Source organism: Bradyrhizobium diazoefficiens (assembly GCF_016616235.1).
GTDB classification, from domain to species: domain Bacteria; phylum Pseudomonadota; class Alphaproteobacteria; order Rhizobiales; family Xanthobacteraceae; genus Bradyrhizobium; species Bradyrhizobium diazoefficiens_H.
The window spans coordinates 1082317-1096983 of sequence record NZ_CP067100.1; the positions used below are offsets into that span (position 1 = coordinate 1082317).

Sequence of the window (14667 nt, forward strand, 5' to 3'; positions counted from 1 at the left end):
GCCTCGCCGAAGCGGCTTCGGCCGCGCAGGCGGGACAAGCCCGGGCATGACGATACGGAGAGAGCCGATCTTACTTGATCAGCCCCTTCTCTTTGTAATAGCGGATCGCGCCGGGGTGCAGCGGAACCGGGCTGCCGGTGGCAGCGGTCTCGAGCTTGATCTCCTTGCCCGCCGCGTGCGCGTTGGCAAGCTCCGGCAGCGATTCGTAGACCAGCTTTGTCATCTGATAGGCGAGATCGTCGGAGACGGCGGAACTGGTCACGAGATAATTGACCACGGCTGCTGTCGGCACGTCCTTGTCCTGGCCGGTATAGGTGTTGGCCGGAATGGTCGCGGCGATGAAGGGCGGGCCGATCTTGTCCACGGTCTCCTTCGGCACCGACACCACCGTGATCGGGCTGGAGGTCGAGAGGTCCTTCAGCGAAGCGACGCCGAGGCCGGCGGACTGGAGGGTCGCACCAAGCTGGCGATTCTTCATGAGGTCGACGGACTCGGCGAACGGCAGATACTCGACCTTGCCGAGGTCCTTGTAGCTCATGCCGGCGGCGGCAAGGATGGCGCGGGAATTGAGCTCGGTGCCCGACTTCGGCGCGCCGACCGACAGGCTCTTGCCCTTGAGGTCGGCCAGCGTCTTGATGCCGCTCTCGGTGGTCGCGACGATCTGGATGTAGTTCGGATAGATCGCGCCGATGGTGCGGAGCTTGTTAAGCTTGGTCTTGAAGCCGGCTTCCTCGTCGCCCTCCCAGGCGGCTTTCAGCGAGTCGCCCAGCGTGAACGCCAGTTCGCCGCGGCCCTGCTGCAGCAGGATCAGGTTTTCGACCGACGCCTTGGTGGCCTGAACCTGCGTCTTCACGTTCGGGATCTTGTCGCCGTAGATCTTCCCGATCGCGACCCCGAGCGGATAGTAGACGCCGGACGTGCCTCCGGTCAGCACGTTGATGAAAGACTGCGCATGGGCGCAAGGTGCCGACGCCGCCAGAGCAAGAGCCGCGGCCGCGCCGAAAATCGTCCGTTTCATGGTTGTTGTACTCCCCAAACCGGCCGCGAAAGTGGCCGGATGAGCGGAGCGGGTCAACCCGTCCAAAAGTCAAAACAGGCCTGCGGTAAACGGCCGTTCCGGCTCGACTTTTTTAGGAGCCCGGTAGGTGCGGCGAGGTGGCGCAGGAGGCACGAGGCTCACGTGAGGGCGAAATCATTCGCGCGGCTGGACTCGATGTAACCTCTCCCGCTTGCGGGAGAGCTCGGCGAATAGCGCCGGGTGAGGGTTCTGTCCTCTTGGGGAATTCCCATGCGGATGCACCCTCTCCCCAACCCTCCCCCGCACGCGGGGAGGGAGCGTACCTCCTATGGGGCGGCGATCGAGCGCACCCTCACTGGCAAGCCCTCACTGGAACGTCATATCCAGGCACTTCGAAATGTCGGAGCCGAGGCCGGACGAGATGGTGATGCAGCCGCGCACCTTCTGCGCGCCGACGTCGGCGGCCCAGACCGAGTAGCCGCCGGGGCCGAAGAACGAGTTGGTGTTCGGCGGCTCGGTCTCAGTGACGTCGAAATCATATTTGCCATCGGTCTCAAAGATGCGCGGCTTCTTGGTGCAGCCGCCGTCGGTCTGAACGTTGATGACCTCCTTGTTGTCGCGGGTCAGCGCCAGCGAGACCTGACAGCGGAAATATTCCGAGGTCTTGGTGTTGAAGAGATAGGTGTAGGACTTGCAGGTCGCGGTGTTCAGCTTGCCCGGGGCAAGGCCGCGGCTGCACGAAATGCGCTGATTATGGCTGAGCTGGAAGTCATCGGCCCGGGCGGCCGGGGCCAGCACCGTCAGCAACAGCGCGACAGCCGAGCAAAACCTCATCACATGCATCATCCGAATCATCCCCACCAATATTTTTGTCGAATTGCGTTCTAGACGGAAAGCGGAACATAGTCGCGCGGGGACGAAGGGAAAATCACAAACTGCTGGGCAACACGTGATGCGCTGCTACGCTTTCACAAATTGACCCGGATACGTCGTTCGTGATTTGTTCAAGACGAACACCCCAATAGCGGGGAGGATGGATGATGACGTTTTCAACGAAAACATTTGTTTCGGCTGCACTTGTATCTGCGCTTGGCGCGTTCAGCGCGCCCGCATCGGCGCAGACGACGGCAACGCCGTGGGAGCTCAAGCCCGACATGGGCTACGCCTATGATAAGGAAGGCAAGACCTTCTCCTACAAGATGGGCACCAGCAACGCCGGTGAGCTCTTGAAGGGCGCCAAGAAGGTACCGAAGGGCACGCTGTTCTTCATCGGCCAGAACGGCCAGCTCTACATGCGCAGCGGCCCGTATCTCGAGGGCGACGGCAAGTTCAAGTTCGGGCCGGACCAATAGGGATTACAAACTCGGTGTCGTCACCCGCGAAAGCGGGTGATCCAGTATTCCAGAGCCGCCAGTGCTTGAATCGAGACGCTGCGGCGTACTGGATGCCCCGCTTTCGCGGGGCATGACAGCTACCGAGAATTAAAACGCCCCCGCCAATTCCCTCGCGCCAGCATTGCTGCCGTTCGAGTCCATCCGCGTATCCGTCACCGCCAGCAGCTTCGCCACCGTGTTGTGGCGGATCGCGACCGGGTTGCGCTCGTAGCCGCCGCGCTGGAAGAAGTTCGAAGTCGGCACCTGCTCGCGCATGGCCTGCGGCATCGTCACCATATCGAGGCCTGTGCCGTCGCCGGTCAGGTTCATCATCTCGAGCTCGGCCGCGGTGAGCGGGCGGCTATAGCCCTTGGCGCGCGCGAACAGCACCGAGGTCAGCAGCTTGTGCGTCTGGAGCATCGGGCCGACATCGACGTCGAGCACCATCGCATGCATGGCCCAACCCTGCGGGGTGTTGCCGATCCTCTCGTGCTCCGACCAGGTGTCCGGCACCGACTTCGCATACGCCACCATTTTCTTCAGCACCGCGAGCTTGTGCTCGAGCGCCTGGCGCGCCGGCCCCGAGGTTCGCGCCACCTTGTCGGCGAGCGCGCGGATGAATTCATGGCCCTGCTCGGCCAGCAGCTCGACGCTGTTGGTGGTCAGGAGCTGGTTGTAGCCGATCGCGGTCGAGATCGCGCGCTTGCCGCCATGCTCGATGCCCGCTTGCACGTCATAGCTGCCGGTGCCGCCGGTCTCGAACGAATAGACCCGCACCGCCTGCTCGCGCGTCAGCCCCGAGGCGAGCGCGTAGCGCGCATAGGCGCGCTTGAACTCGAGCTCGCTGGACGGCCGCTGCGGCGCGAACTGGTAGAGCTCCTGCGCCGCGCGCAGGAAATCGGCGACGACGGGAATCGGCTTCTTGGCGGGACGCTCCGGCGTTTCCTCCGGCTCCGGATTCACCGGCCGCTTCGGCCCGGTATAGAGCGGCGGATGCTCCAGCACATAGTCGTCGAGCGTGACCTGCTGGCCGATGCGCCGCTTGGCGTTGCGACCTTTCCGCTTCTCCGAGATCTGGCTCCAATAGGCGCCGGCCTCTTCGTCGAAGGCGGCGCGCGCGGCCTGATATTCCGCAAGCTTGCGGCGATATTCGAGCACGGCCGGCGAGGCGCCCGCGCCTTGGGCAAAAAACTGCGACAGCAGCTGGGCCTTGGCATCGCGGATAGCGGGCGGCAGCGCATCGGCCTCGCCGCCACGCGCGGCGGGTGCGAGCAGGAGAAAAGCGAGTGGAACCAGCGCCAGGGAATGTCGAATCGAGTGATGCATGCCGTCCTCTTAGCAGGCATCCGGTAACCGTCACGTTAACACGCCGTTTACCATCTCATTTCCAGGCGAACACCGGCTGTTCCAGCTCGGTGACGCGGGTGTGCCGTCCCGCCAGCACTTCGCGGAACTGGTAGATCAGCGCCGCCGTCGGCGCATGGATCAGGCTCATCTGGTGATGGAAGCGGATCACCGACGCGTGCTCTCGGGGATATCAGTGAAGTCGAAGGCGTCGTCGTGCTCGATGGTGTCGAGCGCGATGCGATGGACCGAGGCGACCTCATCCGGGTTCGGCCTGATCGCCGCGCTGTCGGCCGCCCAGACCACGACCGGCGTGATCAGATAGCCCGAGCGCGTCGGATAATCGTCGAGCAGACCGAGCACCGCGTCGGCGGAAAGCCGGAGCGCGAGCTCTTCCTCCAGTTCGCGCAGCGCCGCCTCGACCGGCGTCTCGCCGGCATCGCAGCGTCCACCCGGCAGCGCCCATTGACCCCGATGCGAGCGCAAGCTCGATGCACGTCTGGTGAGCAGGAAAGCCGTGTCGTCGCCGTCATTGGATTGCGTCAATGCCAGCACCACCGCGGCGCGCTTCAGCGCTGACGGCTCGGCCGCATCAGGCAGCCGCGCGAAGGACGCGCAGGCCTGTGCAATATTCCGTCTGGTGGCATCGTCGAAAGCTCTCATGATGCTTGACTACACCAGGACCGCATCTGATGAAACGAGGAGACGGACGCGTTGCAGGGATGGACGGAGCGATGACGAGCAAGGCCGCCACAAGGCTGAAATCAGACGGCTGGACCATCCTGGAGACCACCGGCTTCATGCATCTGATCGGGCCCTTGTGGGAGCGCAAGGTCGACGGCCAATACGAATTCGCGCTCGCCACCGAAGACAAGCATCACAACCGCCGCGGCCTGGTCCAGGGCGGCGTGATGATGACCTTCGCCGACCGCACCTGCGGCATGACCGCCCGCTACGTTTCCGGCAAGGAATTCATGGCGACGGTGCAGCTCGACACCCATTTCGTCGAGGCCGGCCAGATCGGCGACATCCTGATCTCCCGCCCCCGCGTGGTCCGCTCGACCCGCAGCCTGATCTTCATGAGCACCGAGGTGACGGTGGATGGCCGTTGCATCGTGATGGCCAACGGCGTGTTCAAGATATTGAAGGGGCCGGCGTAGGCTCGCGCGCTGATACCGCCACTGCTGCCAACCACACCCACCCTTGTCATTCCCCGCGAAGGCGGGGAGTCCAGTACGCCGCGGCTTCTCGGCGCTGTCACTGCTGCTTCTGGAATACTGGATCGTCCGCCTTCGCGGACGATGACAGCGGCGGATGCATCTCTGGATTGCTTCGCTGCGCTCGCAATGACGAAAGCGGGCGGCTATGCTGCCAGCTCCGATAGCGTTGAGGACCCGCCCCATGCAATACCGCCAGCTTGGCCGCAGCGGCCTGAAAGTGTCGCCGATTTGCCTGGGCACCATGATGTTCGGCGGGCCAACCGATGAAGCCGCATCGAAACGGATCATCGACAAGGCGCACGGCGCCGGCATCAACTTCATCGACACCGCGGATGCCTATTCGAAAGGCGCATCCGAGGAGGTCGTCGGCCGCGCCATAGCTGCCAACCGCAACGGCTGGGTGCTCGCCACAAAGCTCGCCAACCCCATGAACAACGAAATGGGCAGCGATCCCAACCGCGTCGGCCTGTCGCGGCGCTGGGTGCTGCAGGCCGCCGACGAGAGTCTCAAGCGCCTCGGCACCGACCACATCGACATCTACTATCTGCACAAGGAAGACCATGCGACGCCGCTGGAAGAGACCGTGCGCGCGATGGGCGATTTGATCCGATCAGGCAAGGTGCGCTATTTCGGCGTCTCCAACTACCGCGCCTGGCGCGTCGCCGAGATCTGCAACATCTGCGACCGCCTCGGCATCGACCGCCCCGTGGCGAGCCAGCCCTATTACAACGCGATGAACCGCATGCCCGAAGTCGAGCACTTCCCGGCTTGCGCCTATTATGGCCTCGGCATCGTGCCCTATAGCCCCTTGGCACGCGGCGTGCTCACCGGCAAGTACGCGCCGGATGCTGCTCCCGACAAGGAGACGCGCGCGGGCCGCAACGACACCCGCATGATGCAGACCGAATGGCGGCCGGAATCGCTCCAGCTCGCGCAGGAGATCAAGGCCCACGCCGAGAAGAAAGGCATTACCGCCGGCCAGTTCGCCGTCGCCTGGGTGCTGAACTCCGCCTTCGTCTCCTCAATCGTCGCAGGTCCCCGCACCGAGGAGCAATGGGACGGCTACATCGGCGCGCTCGACTACCGCTTCACCGCCGATGACGAGGCGCTGATCGACCGCCTGGTCGTGCCCGGCCACCCCTCGACGCCGGGCTACAACGACCCGGCCTATCCGATCGAAGGCCGCCGCGCGCGGACCGCCTGAACTCACGGAGACGACGATGGCGCTCGAAGACCGCTACGGCCTGCCGCTCTCCACCTCTTCGCCCGAGGCAGCAAGCGCCTATCGCGACGGCGCCGACCTCATGCTAGCGGGCTGGACCGGTACGGCGGAGACGCTGGAGCGCGCGATTGCGGCTGATCCGGATTTCGCGCTGCCCCACATCGCCCGCGCCCGCGTGCATGCCTTCTATCAACAGGGTGATCTCGCACGGAGCAAGGCGGCGGCCGCGCGCGAGCTCGTCGCCAAACACGGCACGGAGCGCGAGCGCTCGCATGTCGAGACGCTGGCGCTGGCGATCGAGGGCCGGCTGCCCGAGGCGATCGCAGCGACGCTGAAGCATATCGAGGCATGGCCGCGCGACGCATTGGTGCTGTCGCTGCCGCTCGGCGCCTTCGGCCTGTTCGCCTTCTCCGGCATGGCCGACCACGACCGCGCCCGGCATGAGCTGTGCGAGCGCGTCGCGCGTCACTATGGCGAGGACTGGTGGTTCCTCACCATGCATGGCTGGGCCATGACCGAGAATGGCGATGTCGCCCGTGGCCGCACCGTGACCGAGCGCGGCTTCGACCTGCGCCGGCAGAACGCCCATGCCGCGCATGCCGTGCTGCACGCGATGTTCGAGGACGGCTCGATCGAGGAGGCCGACCGCCTCGTCGACGAATGGATCCCTTCTTACGATCGCGCCGGCATTCTGCACGGCCACATCCGCTGGCACCAGGCGCTCGGCGCGCTCGAGCATGGCGATGCGGCCCGTGCGCTCGCGATCTACGCCGACGTCCTCCAGCCCTCCGCCACGCAGGCGCCGCCGCTCAACGTCGTCACCGACGCTGCCTCGCTGCTCTGGCGCCTGTCCGCGTATGGCCACGGCGTCCCGAAAGCGCTGTGGCTCGAGGCCGATGCCACCGCGCAAAAACTGTTTCCGAAATCGAGCCTCCCCTTTGCCGACGTCCACATGGCGCTGTTCGCAGCCGCAACGCAAAATCGCGACGCGCTCGCCGCGCGGCTTGCCATGATCGAGCAGCGACTCGCCGAGGGCAAGCTGCCGGCCGGGCCCGTGGTGCCCGCTATCTGCCGCGCGCTCGCCGCCTTTGCCGACGAGGACTATCCGGTTTGCGTGCAGACGCTCGCGCCGGCTCTTGCTGACGTCGTGCGCATCGGCGGCAGCCATGCCCAGCGCGAGCTGGTCGAGGACACTTACATTGTCGCGCTGATGCGCTGCGGCGAGCTGCCGCGCGCCCGCAGCCTGCTCGATGCCCGCCTCCACCGCCGCCCGTCCCTGCGCGATACGCGCTGGCAGGCGGCGATGGCTTGAGGCAGGATAAGACAAATAAGCTGGAGGACGCCCATGACCGAGATCGTTGCGCTGGAGGCGCTGGCCGCGCGCGTCGCGCCGGGGCAATCGCTGGCAATTCCCGTCGACGGTTCCGGCGTGGCGATGGCGGCCACCGCCGCGCTGATCGAAGCCGGCATCTGCGACATCAGGCTGATCTGCGTCCCGATCTCCGGCATGCAGGCCGATCTGCTGATCGGCGCCGGCGCGATCGCCTCGCTCGAGACCAGCGCGGTGTCCCTGGGTGAGGCCGGAGCAGCGCCGCGCTTCACCGCCGGCATCAAGAGCGGCGCCTTCGCTATGCGCGACTCCACCTGTCCTGCGATCTACGCCGGCCTGCTGGCGGCGCAGAAGGGCGTGCCGTTCATGCCGGTCGCCGGCATCATCGGCAGCGATCTCCTCAACGTACGCCCCGACTGGCAAGTGATCGACAGCCCCGTCGGCGAGGCGCGCAAGGTGGTCGTGGTGCCCGCGATCTCCCCCGATGTCGCGCTGTTCCACGCGCCCGAGGCCGATCGCGCCGGCAACGTCCGCATCGGCCGCCACCGCGAGCTCGCCGAGCTCGCTTATGCCGCCAGGCGCACCTTCGTCACCGTGGAACGCATCGTCGATCGCAACCTGCTCGAGAGCGAGGATTCCGCTGCCGGCGTGCTGCCCTCGCTCTACGTCGACACTATCGCCATCGCCGAGCGCGGCGCCTGGCCGCTGCCGCTGTGGGACGAATATCCCGCCGACGAAGCCGAGGTGGCGCGCTATGCGGCGATGGCGCGCAGCGAGGAGGGCTTTCACGCCTATCTCTCCGGCTTCCTCGCCGACCACAAGCAGGCGGCGTGACGATGCCGACCGCGCTTGAGCGGCGCGAGATCCTGATCGCCACCATCGCCGACCTGCTCGACGGCATCCGCCATGTCGCGGTCGGCGCGTCGTCGCCGATCCCCGCGGCCGGCGCGATGCTGCTGCGGGCGCGCCACGAGCTCTGTGGCAAGCCGCCGGTGCGCATCTCGATTCTGGGATCGCGGGCGCACAATTTCTTCACCAATGGCGGAATCGAGCTGTTCGACTGTGCCGCGCAGGGCCGGGTCGATGCCTTCTTCCTCGGCGGCGGCCAAATCGACGGCCAAGGCAATATCAATTTGGTCGGCACCGGCGAATATCCGAGGACGGACGTGCGCTGGCCGGGCTCGTTCGGCTCGGCCTATCTCTATCACCTCGTCCCGCGCGTGATCCTGTTTCGCGAAGAGCATACGCGGCGCGTGTTTGTGCCCAAAGTCGATTTCGTCAGCGCGCGAGCGGTTACACCGGAAGTGCCGCGCCGCGGCGGGCCGCACGCGCTGCTGACCAACATGGCGCTGTTCGACTTCGACCGCGACGCGGGCCGCTTCTCGCTGCGCTCGGTCCACCCACCCTTCACTCCGGCCGATATCAGGGAGAATACCGGCTTCGACTATGACGAGCCGGAGGTCGTGCGCGAAACGCCGCGACCGGATGCCGCAACGCTGGCGCTCTTGCGCGGACGGATTCTCGATGAGCTCGCCGAGACTTATCCGGCCTTCGCGCGGATGATGAAGCAGGCAGCGTGATCGCTTCGCGGTCCGCCACGAAAAAAACATCGGCTTGGCAATTAGTGCCTGCTAGGACGGGATGAGGCGATTTGGACGAATCGCCGATGGGTGGCGCGGTGGTATTCCAGTCAGGCTCGGCAGCACGAACGGGATCGCAACCAATTTGCGGTTCGATGGTTATTGGATGGAACTTTTCCGTGGCCCCTGGCACGCGAGCCTGACGATGCGCCTCCGCCGACCGGTCCTGGCTGCAACCCTTATCATGCTCGCAAGCCCTTGTTTTGCCGAGTCTTCCACACCCATCCCGGTGAATAATCCGCCCGCGCAACAAAATTCCTTCGTCGACCTGCTGGCGCTGATATCCGGCCACTGCAAGACGCTGAAGGTGGCCGGGCGCCCGTTTGCCTGCAAGACCGTGGCTTACGCCCATGACGATCGAGGCCGGGTCAACTTCGCGGTCGCCGTCGACGATCCCACCGACGAGAACCACGTGGTGTCGTTCTCCGGCGAGAACGGCAAGCGGGCCGACGACAATTCCTATGAGCTGCCGATCGACCGCATGCTGCTCAACTCCAAGGACCGGCCCAAGGTCGACGGCCTGCCGGTGCCGGCGGAGCAGGCCTCCAAGGGTATCTGCCGCCAGACCGGCAATTTCGCCGCCCGGAAGGTCAACGATGTCACCTGCTCGGCAACCGACAATGAAGGCCGCAGCTACGAACTCCTGTTCGTTTCCGACGGCACGCCGGTGAGCGTGCGCCGCATCCGGCAGTCGGCGCCGTCCATCCAGGATCCGTTCAAGTAGCGGCCGAACGGCGGCGAAGCTTCGCTTCCTGCGTCCCCGAGGGAATATCGGCATTGCCCGCCACCGCGCGGCGCTCGCATATTCGTCTCGACGAGATCCGGACTCCATCCCGCCATGGCCAGCCCCCTCTCCGCCCTCATCGTCGTCGACGTCCAGCGCTCCTTCGACGAATGGGAAGCGGCGGGCCGGCGCCGCAACAACCCGGACGCAGTGGCGCGCATCGCCGATCTGCTGGCGGCGTTCAGGACGCACCGCGCGCCGGTCTTTCATATCCGCCACGAAGGCTCCAGGCCGAACTCGACGTTTCTGCCATCGCGGCCCGGCTACGCCGTCAAGGACGAGGCGCGCGAGCAGCCGGGCGAGCCCGTCATCGTCAAGCGCGTCAACAGCGCCTTCATCGGCACCGATCTCGAGCAGCGCCTGCGCGCAGGCGGCATCGCCATGCTGGTGATCTGCGGCGCCACCACCAATCATTGCGTCGAGACCACGACGCGGATGGCCGGCAATCTCGGCTTCGATGCGCGCCTCGTGCGCGCTAAGCCTCAATCGTCCACATCGTCCTGGGTGCGGCCGAACAGGTGCACGATGCCCGGGGTCGCGATCGTGACGAACACGAAGCGCGACAGGTGATGGGCACCGACGAAGATCGGGTCGATGTGCAGGGTCAGGGCCAGCGCCAGCATCGCGTCCATCGCGCCTGGCGCGAAGGCGACGACGACGTCGGAGAACTTCACCTGCGTGGTCAGCGCGGCGATGCCGACGAAGATAGCGGAGACGGCGATCGCGACGGCAAACGAGCCGAGCGCCGCGTTGATGTGACCGGCGAGCGTCTTGATCCGCATCCGCGCGAAGCGGCTGCCGATCAGGGCACCGATGCCGACCAGCGCCACGCCGCGCACCCAGTTCGGCAGGCCGCCCTCGACCCAGCCCGCACCATGTAGCACGCTCGAGGCGATCATGGCGCCGAACATCCAGCTCGCCGGAAACTTGATCAGCCGCAGCAGCAGCGCGGCGGCCAGCGAGGCCGCGACCAGCTCCACGAGATCGACGGGTGAGGCGATCGCGGTCGTCAGCGTCGGCGCGGCAGAGGGCGCAACGCCCGCGATCGCCAAAACCATCGGCAGCGCCGCGGTGAGGATGATGACGCGCATGGTCTGCACCACGGCGATACCAGGCAGATCGGCGCCGCGCTCGACCGCCAAAATCGTGATCTGCGACAGCGCGCCAGGGCTGCCGGCGAGGAAGGCCGAGGTGCGGTCCCACCCATGGATGCGCTGCAGGTAATAGCTCGAGCCGAAGGTCGAGCAGAAGGTGGCGAGCGCGAGCAACCCGATGGTGAGGGGATAGGCGCTGACCTGCTGGATCAGGTGGCGCGAGACGACCGAGCCCAGCGAGATGCCAAGCAGCACCAGCACGGTCTGGGTCAGGATCGGCGGCAGCGAGAGCTGGCGGCCGGCGATCGCGGCGATGCCGACCGCGATCATCGAGCCCGAGATCAGCCCGCCGGGAAGGCCGGCGAGCACAAATAGGAGGCCGCCGGCGGTGCCGATGACCAGCGTCTCCACCGTGCTCAAGAGCTTGGCACGGCTCGGCCATTCGAATGCCAGGGAGGTGGTGATTTGCTTCACGCCACCTTATCGCAAATCAGCGGGAGGCGCACAATTGCAGGCTCGTCATGCCGCAATGCGCGCGCCTCCCACGGACGCGTGCGAGCCGTATTGTGACGGATTTACTTCTTGTCGGCGGCGGGGGCGGCGGTGCCGGCCTTGGCTTCCTTCATGCAGTCGCGGCGAAACTTCTTGCGCTCCTTGCCCTTCAGTCCCTTGGCGTCCGCCTGCTTGGAGCATTCGAGCGACTCGGCCGTACGCTCCTTCGGCGCCTTCTTGTCTACTGTGGCGGCAGTGTCGGTCTTGGCGGCCGGCGCGGCCGTCTGCGCGAAGGCGGTGCCGGTGGCGAGCAGGGAGGCGAGGGCGACGATAGCGAGGCGGGACGCGAAGGTCATGGTGTTGCACTCTTCTTTGCGAGAATTACGGAGGGCTTGGAACGTCGGCCCGGGTTGCTGAACGCCACATGAATAATTCAAGCAGAGGCCATAAGTAAATTTTGGCGGCGGGAGCCGTCGCTTCCTTGTCGCAAATCGCCGACACGCTAGGATAGCAATCCTCGTTTCGCTTCCCCCGGGGAAAGACCAAGGACAAGGAGGAGACCAAGGATGACCATCCAATCAAAGCTGCTGTGTGCCGTTGCGTTGACGGGCTTTGCCGCGCTGGCGGTGAGCGCGCCGGCGCAGGCGCTGACCTCGCAGGAGTGCAGCGCGAAATATCAGGCCGCCAAGAAGGACGGCTCGCTCGGCACCATGAAGTGGAATGATTTCCGCAAGGCCCAGTGCGGCGCGGACGCGACGCCCGTTGCTGCGCCGAGCGCGGCGGCTCCGGCTGCGCCCGCCGCTCCCGCTGAGCCGAAGCAGGCGAAGAAGGAGGCGGCCCCCGCTGCCGCGCCGACCCTGCCGGCCGGCCCCGCGATCTATCCGAACGCGGTCGATCCGAAATATGCCAAGGAAACCCCCGGCAAGGCCCGCCTCCACACCTGTGTCGACCAGTACAATGCCAATAAGGCCACCAACGGCAATGGCGGCATGAAGTGGATCGAGAAGGGCGGCGGCTACTACAGCGAGTGCAATAAGAAGCTGAAGGGCGCCGCCTGAACTTCGAATTGATGCGATGGCCGGAGCAAAGCTCCGGCCATTCTTTTCGTCCTGTTGCTCAGTCGAGCAGCTTCTCCGCCGATTTCGCCACCAGCTGCGATCGCTTGCGTGGGCCGCGCTCGACGAACAGCAGGCTCTGGCCGAAGATGAAGCAGTAGAACAGGAAGGCCTGCGCCTCGGCGTCCTCGGCCGCAAGACCGCTCGCGCGATAGAGTTCAGTGACGTGCCTGAGCCGCGCCGCATCCACACTCGCCACTGTCGCCGCCGCGTTCTCGTCCGAACGGGCCCATTGCCGGATGGCGAGCTCGATTGCCATGCCTTCCGGATTGAGCCGCTCGGAATAGAGCTGGATCATCGTCCTCAGCCGCTCGCGCGGCGCCTCGCCGTCCAGGCTGGTCTGCTGCGCGATCGAGGCCGATCGTCCCTCGCGCCAGCATTCCAGCATGGCATCGAGCAGCGCGGCGCGGTCGGTGAAGCGGCGGTAGAAGCCGCCCTTGGTGACGCCGAGATTCTTGGCCAGCACTTCGACCCTGACACCCTCGACCCCCGAGCGGGCCAGCTCGGCTAACCCGGCCTCGACCCAGAGATCGCCCTTGCCGTCACTCATGAAATGGCCTCACCGGTTCTCGATACGGTGCCGTATTGCTAGCCCGGCGAAGTCTTGATACGCTACCGTATCAATGGAGAAAATACAAAAACGGGCAGGGAGAAGATTGTGATGGAGCAGGAGGCAACTTATCGCGGCACGGTAAATCCGGGGCAATGCGATCACGTCGGGATGCGATCCGCCGAGCTGGTGGAGGCCTAGGTCATGGCCGCATTCGAGCCGAAGAACCCCGGCTATCGCGCAGCGGCCATTGCCATGTTCGACGGCCAGCCGGCGATGCACACGCTCGGCATCGCGATCGTACGTCTCGCGCCGGGCGAGGCCGAGCTGGCAATGCTGCATTCGCTGGCTTTGACGCAGCAGAACGGCTTTATCCATGCCGGCATCATCACCGCGGGCCTCGATAATGCCTGCGGCGTGGCCGCCTTCACCCTGATGCCGTCCAAGGCGGATATCCTGACGGTCGAGTTCAAGACCACGCTGCTCGCGCCCGCTCGCGGCACGCGCTTCGTCTTCAAGGCCGAGGTCGTCAAGCCCGGTCGCACGCTGAGCTTCTGCGAGGCCAAAGCCTTTGCCGAGCATGAGGGCAAGACCGGGCTGATTGCCACCATGACCGGAACGCTGATGGCGCTGCTGCCTCGCGCAGCGGCCTAGCGCCCCGGACACGATTTGCGCATGGCGCGGCGATGACATCGCGCCCGCGGCGTTCTATATGAGCCGTAACAATTCCCGGTCCTGGGTCGTATCTGCGGGATGGGACCGAAACGGGACGAGATATGACTGGATTTGGCAAGAAGGGCTTCGTGGCGACGCGGCGCGCCGCGCTGACGCTGATCGGGGCGAGTGCTCTCGCGGCGGGCGGTATCGCTTCGGCGCTGGCAGCCGCGGACGATGACGAGGTCCTGACCGAAGCCAGGGTGCTGCGCGACCCCGACACGCCGGTCGCCGGCAATCCCGACGGCAACATCACCATCGTCGAGTGGTCCGACTACAACTGTCCCTATTGCCGCAAGCTCGAGCCGGAGCTGCGCCAAGTCGTCCAGGACGACGGCAAGGTGCGGCTGGTGATGAAGGACTGGCCGATCCTCGGACCGGTCTCGGTCACCGCGGCGCGGATCGCGCTCGCGGCGAAATTCCAGGACAAGTATCACCCGGCCCATGACGCCATGATGGGCGTCAGCTCGCGTTTGACCGAGCCGCGCATCAACGAGCTGCTGGCGGCGGCCGGCATCGACATGGACCGCCTGAAGCGCGATCTCACCGGCCACGCTGAGGATATCGACGCCATCCTCAAGCGCAACAACGAGCAGGCTGAAGCCTTCGGCTTCCGCGGCACGCCGTCCTTCATCGTCGGCAAGTACCGCGTGCCCGGCGTGCTCAGCATGAACGAGTTCGAGCAGGTCATCGCCGATGCCCGCAAGGCGAAGATGAACTGAGTCGGCGCATCGATCAGGGCCAATACAAAGGCGCCGTCGCGGACCCGCG

17 protein-coding genes and 1 pseudogene are annotated in these 14667 nt (G+C 65.6%); 11 read left to right on the forward strand and 7 right to left on the reverse strand.

All coding sequences use genetic code 11. The annotated features are described in order from the left end of the window. Positions 1-70 precede the first annotated feature (70 nt). Positions 71-1018, reverse strand: coding sequence for a TAXI family TRAP transporter solute-binding subunit (locus tag JJB99_RS05120; RefSeq protein WP_200497703.1), 948 nt, complete (start codon positions 1016-1018; stop codon positions 71-73). 366 nt (positions 1019-1384) lie between these two features. After that, positions 1385-1864 (reverse strand): hypothetical protein, encoded by a 480-nt coding sequence (locus tag JJB99_RS05125; protein ID WP_200497704.1) that lies wholly within the window; start codon positions 1862-1864, stop codon positions 1385-1387. Positions 1865-2058: 194 nt separating this feature from the next. Here JJB99_RS05125 and JJB99_RS05130 point away from each other — a divergent pair, with 194 nt between their 5' ends. Then, the gene (locus tag JJB99_RS05130) at positions 2059-2370 is read left to right on the forward strand and encodes a hypothetical protein (protein ID WP_200500051.1); all 312 of its coding nucleotides are present in this window, start codon (positions 2059-2061) and stop codon (positions 2368-2370) included. A 129-nt stretch (positions 2371-2499) separates the two neighbouring features. Here JJB99_RS05130 and JJB99_RS05135 read toward each other — a convergent pair whose 3' ends face one another. Together JJB99_RS05135 and JJB99_RS05140 are read right to left on the reverse strand one after the other, a co-directional pair. Beyond that, on the reverse strand, positions 2500-3717 hold the full coding sequence (locus JJB99_RS05135) for a hypothetical protein (RefSeq protein WP_200497705.1): 1218 nt from the start codon (positions 3715-3717) through the stop codon (positions 2500-2502). A 55-nt stretch (positions 3718-3772) separates the two neighbouring features. Then, a pseudogene (locus JJB99_RS05140) lies at positions 3773-4401 on the reverse strand (NUDIX hydrolase). Between the two features lie 68 nt (positions 4402-4469). On the opposite strand from JJB99_RS05140, the gene JJB99_RS05145 reads away from it, so the two are divergent. The 7 genes from JJB99_RS05145 to JJB99_RS05175 all read left to right on the forward strand — a co-directional run bounded on the left by JJB99_RS05145 (position 4470) and on the right by JJB99_RS05175 (position 10501). Next, positions 4470-4895: a PaaI family thioesterase gene (locus JJB99_RS05145; protein ID WP_200497706.1), complete on the forward strand. Its 426-nt coding sequence runs from the start codon at positions 4470-4472 to the stop codon at positions 4893-4895. Between the two features lie 241 nt (positions 4896-5136). Then, on the forward strand, positions 5137-6159 hold the full coding sequence (locus JJB99_RS05150; RefSeq protein ID WP_200497707.1) for an aldo/keto reductase: 1023 nt from the start codon (positions 5137-5139) through the stop codon (positions 6157-6159). Between the two features lie 16 nt (positions 6160-6175). Next, on the forward strand, positions 6176-7489 hold the full coding sequence (locus tag JJB99_RS05155; RefSeq protein ID WP_200497708.1) for a tetratricopeptide repeat protein: 1314 nt from the start codon (positions 6176-6178) through the stop codon (positions 7487-7489). A gap of 33 nt (positions 7490-7522) precedes the next feature. Continuing rightward, positions 7523-8341, forward strand: a complete 819-nt coding sequence (locus JJB99_RS05160) for a CoA transferase subunit A (protein WP_200497709.1) — start codon at positions 7523-7525, stop codon at positions 8339-8341. Positions 8342-8343: 2 nt separating this feature from the next. After that, the gene (locus tag JJB99_RS05165; RefSeq protein ID WP_200497710.1) at positions 8344-9087 is read left to right on the forward strand and encodes a CoA-transferase; all 744 of its coding nucleotides are present in this window, start codon (positions 8344-8346) and stop codon (positions 9085-9087) included. Between the two features lie 205 nt (positions 9088-9292). Continuing rightward, positions 9293-9871 carry a hypothetical protein gene (locus JJB99_RS05170; protein ID WP_200497711.1) on the forward strand — a complete coding sequence of 193 codons (579 nt, stop codon included), beginning with the start codon at positions 9293-9295 and terminating at the stop codon, positions 9869-9871. Positions 9872-9985: 114 nt separating this feature from the next. After that, positions 9986-10501 (forward strand): cysteine hydrolase family protein, encoded by a 516-nt coding sequence (locus tag JJB99_RS05175; RefSeq protein ID WP_200497712.1) that lies wholly within the window; start codon positions 9986-9988, stop codon positions 10499-10501. Here JJB99_RS05175 and JJB99_RS05180 read toward each other — a convergent pair. Together JJB99_RS05180 and JJB99_RS05185 are read right to left on the reverse strand one after the other, a co-directional pair. After that, complete coding sequence (locus JJB99_RS05180) at positions 10414-11499, reverse strand: AbrB family transcriptional regulator (RefSeq protein ID WP_200497713.1); 1086 nt, start codon at positions 11497-11499, stop codon at positions 10414-10416. The two genes, JJB99_RS05175 and JJB99_RS05180, sit on opposite strands and share 88 nt — an antisense overlap. A 101-nt stretch (positions 11500-11600) precedes the next feature. Further along, positions 11601-11873 (reverse strand): PsiF family protein, encoded by a 273-nt coding sequence (locus JJB99_RS05185; RefSeq protein WP_200497714.1) that lies wholly within the window; start codon positions 11871-11873, stop codon positions 11601-11603. 210 nt (positions 11874-12083) lie between these two features. On the opposite strand from JJB99_RS05185, the gene JJB99_RS05190 reads away from it, so the two are divergent. Then, a complete protein-coding gene (locus tag JJB99_RS05190; RefSeq protein ID WP_200497715.1) occupies positions 12084-12575 on the forward strand; it encodes a hypothetical protein in 492 nt (163 codons plus the stop codon). Between the two features lie 58 nt (positions 12576-12633). Here JJB99_RS05190 and JJB99_RS05195 read toward each other — a convergent pair whose 3' ends face one another. Beyond that, the gene (locus JJB99_RS05195) at positions 12634-13182 is read right to left on the reverse strand and encodes a TetR/AcrR family transcriptional regulator (protein ID WP_200497716.1); all 549 of its coding nucleotides are present in this window, start codon (positions 13180-13182) and stop codon (positions 12634-12636) included. Between the two features lie 204 nt (positions 13183-13386). Here JJB99_RS05195 and JJB99_RS05200 point away from each other — a divergent pair, with 204 nt between their 5' ends. Continuing rightward, positions 13387-13836 (forward strand): PaaI family thioesterase, encoded by a 450-nt coding sequence (locus tag JJB99_RS05200; protein WP_200497717.1) that lies wholly within the window; start codon positions 13387-13389, stop codon positions 13834-13836. Positions 13837-13958: 122 nt separating this feature from the next. Continuing rightward, entirely contained in the window at positions 13959-14618 is a 660-nt protein-coding gene (locus JJB99_RS05205; RefSeq protein WP_200497718.1) for a DsbA family protein, read from the forward strand. The last annotated feature ends 49 nt before the right edge of the window (positions 14619-14667 follow it).

What these genes read in the sequence shown, in the direction of transcription:
- JJB99_RS05130 (WP_200500051.1), top strand. Translation starts at nt 2,059, where the DNA reads ATGACGTTTTCAACGAAAACATTTGTTTCGGCTGCACTTGTATCTGCG.
- JJB99_RS05170 (WP_200497711.1), top strand. Translation starts at nt 9,293, where the DNA reads ATGCGCCTCCGCCGACCGGTCCTGGCTGCAACCCTTATCATGCTCGCA.
- JJB99_RS05195 (WP_200497716.1), bottom strand. Translation starts at nt 13,182, where the DNA reads ATGAGTGACGGCAAGGGCGATCTCTGGGTCGAGGCCGGGTTAGCCGAG.
- JJB99_RS05120 (WP_200497703.1), bottom strand. Translation starts at nt 1,018, where the DNA reads ATGAAACGGACGATTTTCGGCGCGGCCGCGGCTCTTGCTCTGGCGGCG.
- JJB99_RS05190 (WP_200497715.1), top strand. Translation starts at nt 12,084, where the DNA reads ATGACCATCCAATCAAAGCTGCTGTGTGCCGTTGCGTTGACGGGCTTT.
- JJB99_RS05165 (WP_200497710.1), top strand. Translation starts at nt 8,344, where the DNA reads ATGCCGACCGCGCTTGAGCGGCGCGAGATCCTGATCGCCACCATCGCC.
- JJB99_RS05175 (WP_200497712.1), top strand. Translation starts at nt 9,986, where the DNA reads ATGGCCAGCCCCCTCTCCGCCCTCATCGTCGTCGACGTCCAGCGCTCC.
- JJB99_RS05185 (WP_200497714.1), bottom strand. Translation starts at nt 11,873, where the DNA reads ATGACCTTCGCGTCCCGCCTCGCTATCGTCGCCCTCGCCTCCCTGCTC.
- JJB99_RS05125 (WP_200497704.1), bottom strand. Translation starts at nt 1,864, where the DNA reads ATGATGCATGTGATGAGGTTTTGCTCGGCTGTCGCGCTGTTGCTGACG.
- JJB99_RS05145 (WP_200497706.1), top strand. Translation starts at nt 4,470, where the DNA reads ATGACGAGCAAGGCCGCCACAAGGCTGAAATCAGACGGCTGGACCATC.
- JJB99_RS05135 (WP_200497705.1), bottom strand. Translation starts at nt 3,717, where the DNA reads ATGCATCACTCGATTCGACATTCCCTGGCGCTGGTTCCACTCGCTTTT.
- JJB99_RS05205 (WP_200497718.1), top strand. Translation starts at nt 13,959, where the DNA reads ATGACTGGATTTGGCAAGAAGGGCTTCGTGGCGACGCGGCGCGCCGCG.
- JJB99_RS05150 (WP_200497707.1), top strand. Translation starts at nt 5,137, where the DNA reads ATGCAATACCGCCAGCTTGGCCGCAGCGGCCTGAAAGTGTCGCCGATT.
- JJB99_RS05160 (WP_200497709.1), top strand. Translation starts at nt 7,523, where the DNA reads ATGACCGAGATCGTTGCGCTGGAGGCGCTGGCCGCGCGCGTCGCGCCG.
- JJB99_RS05155 (WP_200497708.1), top strand. Translation starts at nt 6,176, where the DNA reads ATGGCGCTCGAAGACCGCTACGGCCTGCCGCTCTCCACCTCTTCGCCC.
- JJB99_RS05200 (WP_200497717.1), top strand. Translation starts at nt 13,387, where the DNA reads ATGGCCGCATTCGAGCCGAAGAACCCCGGCTATCGCGCAGCGGCCATT.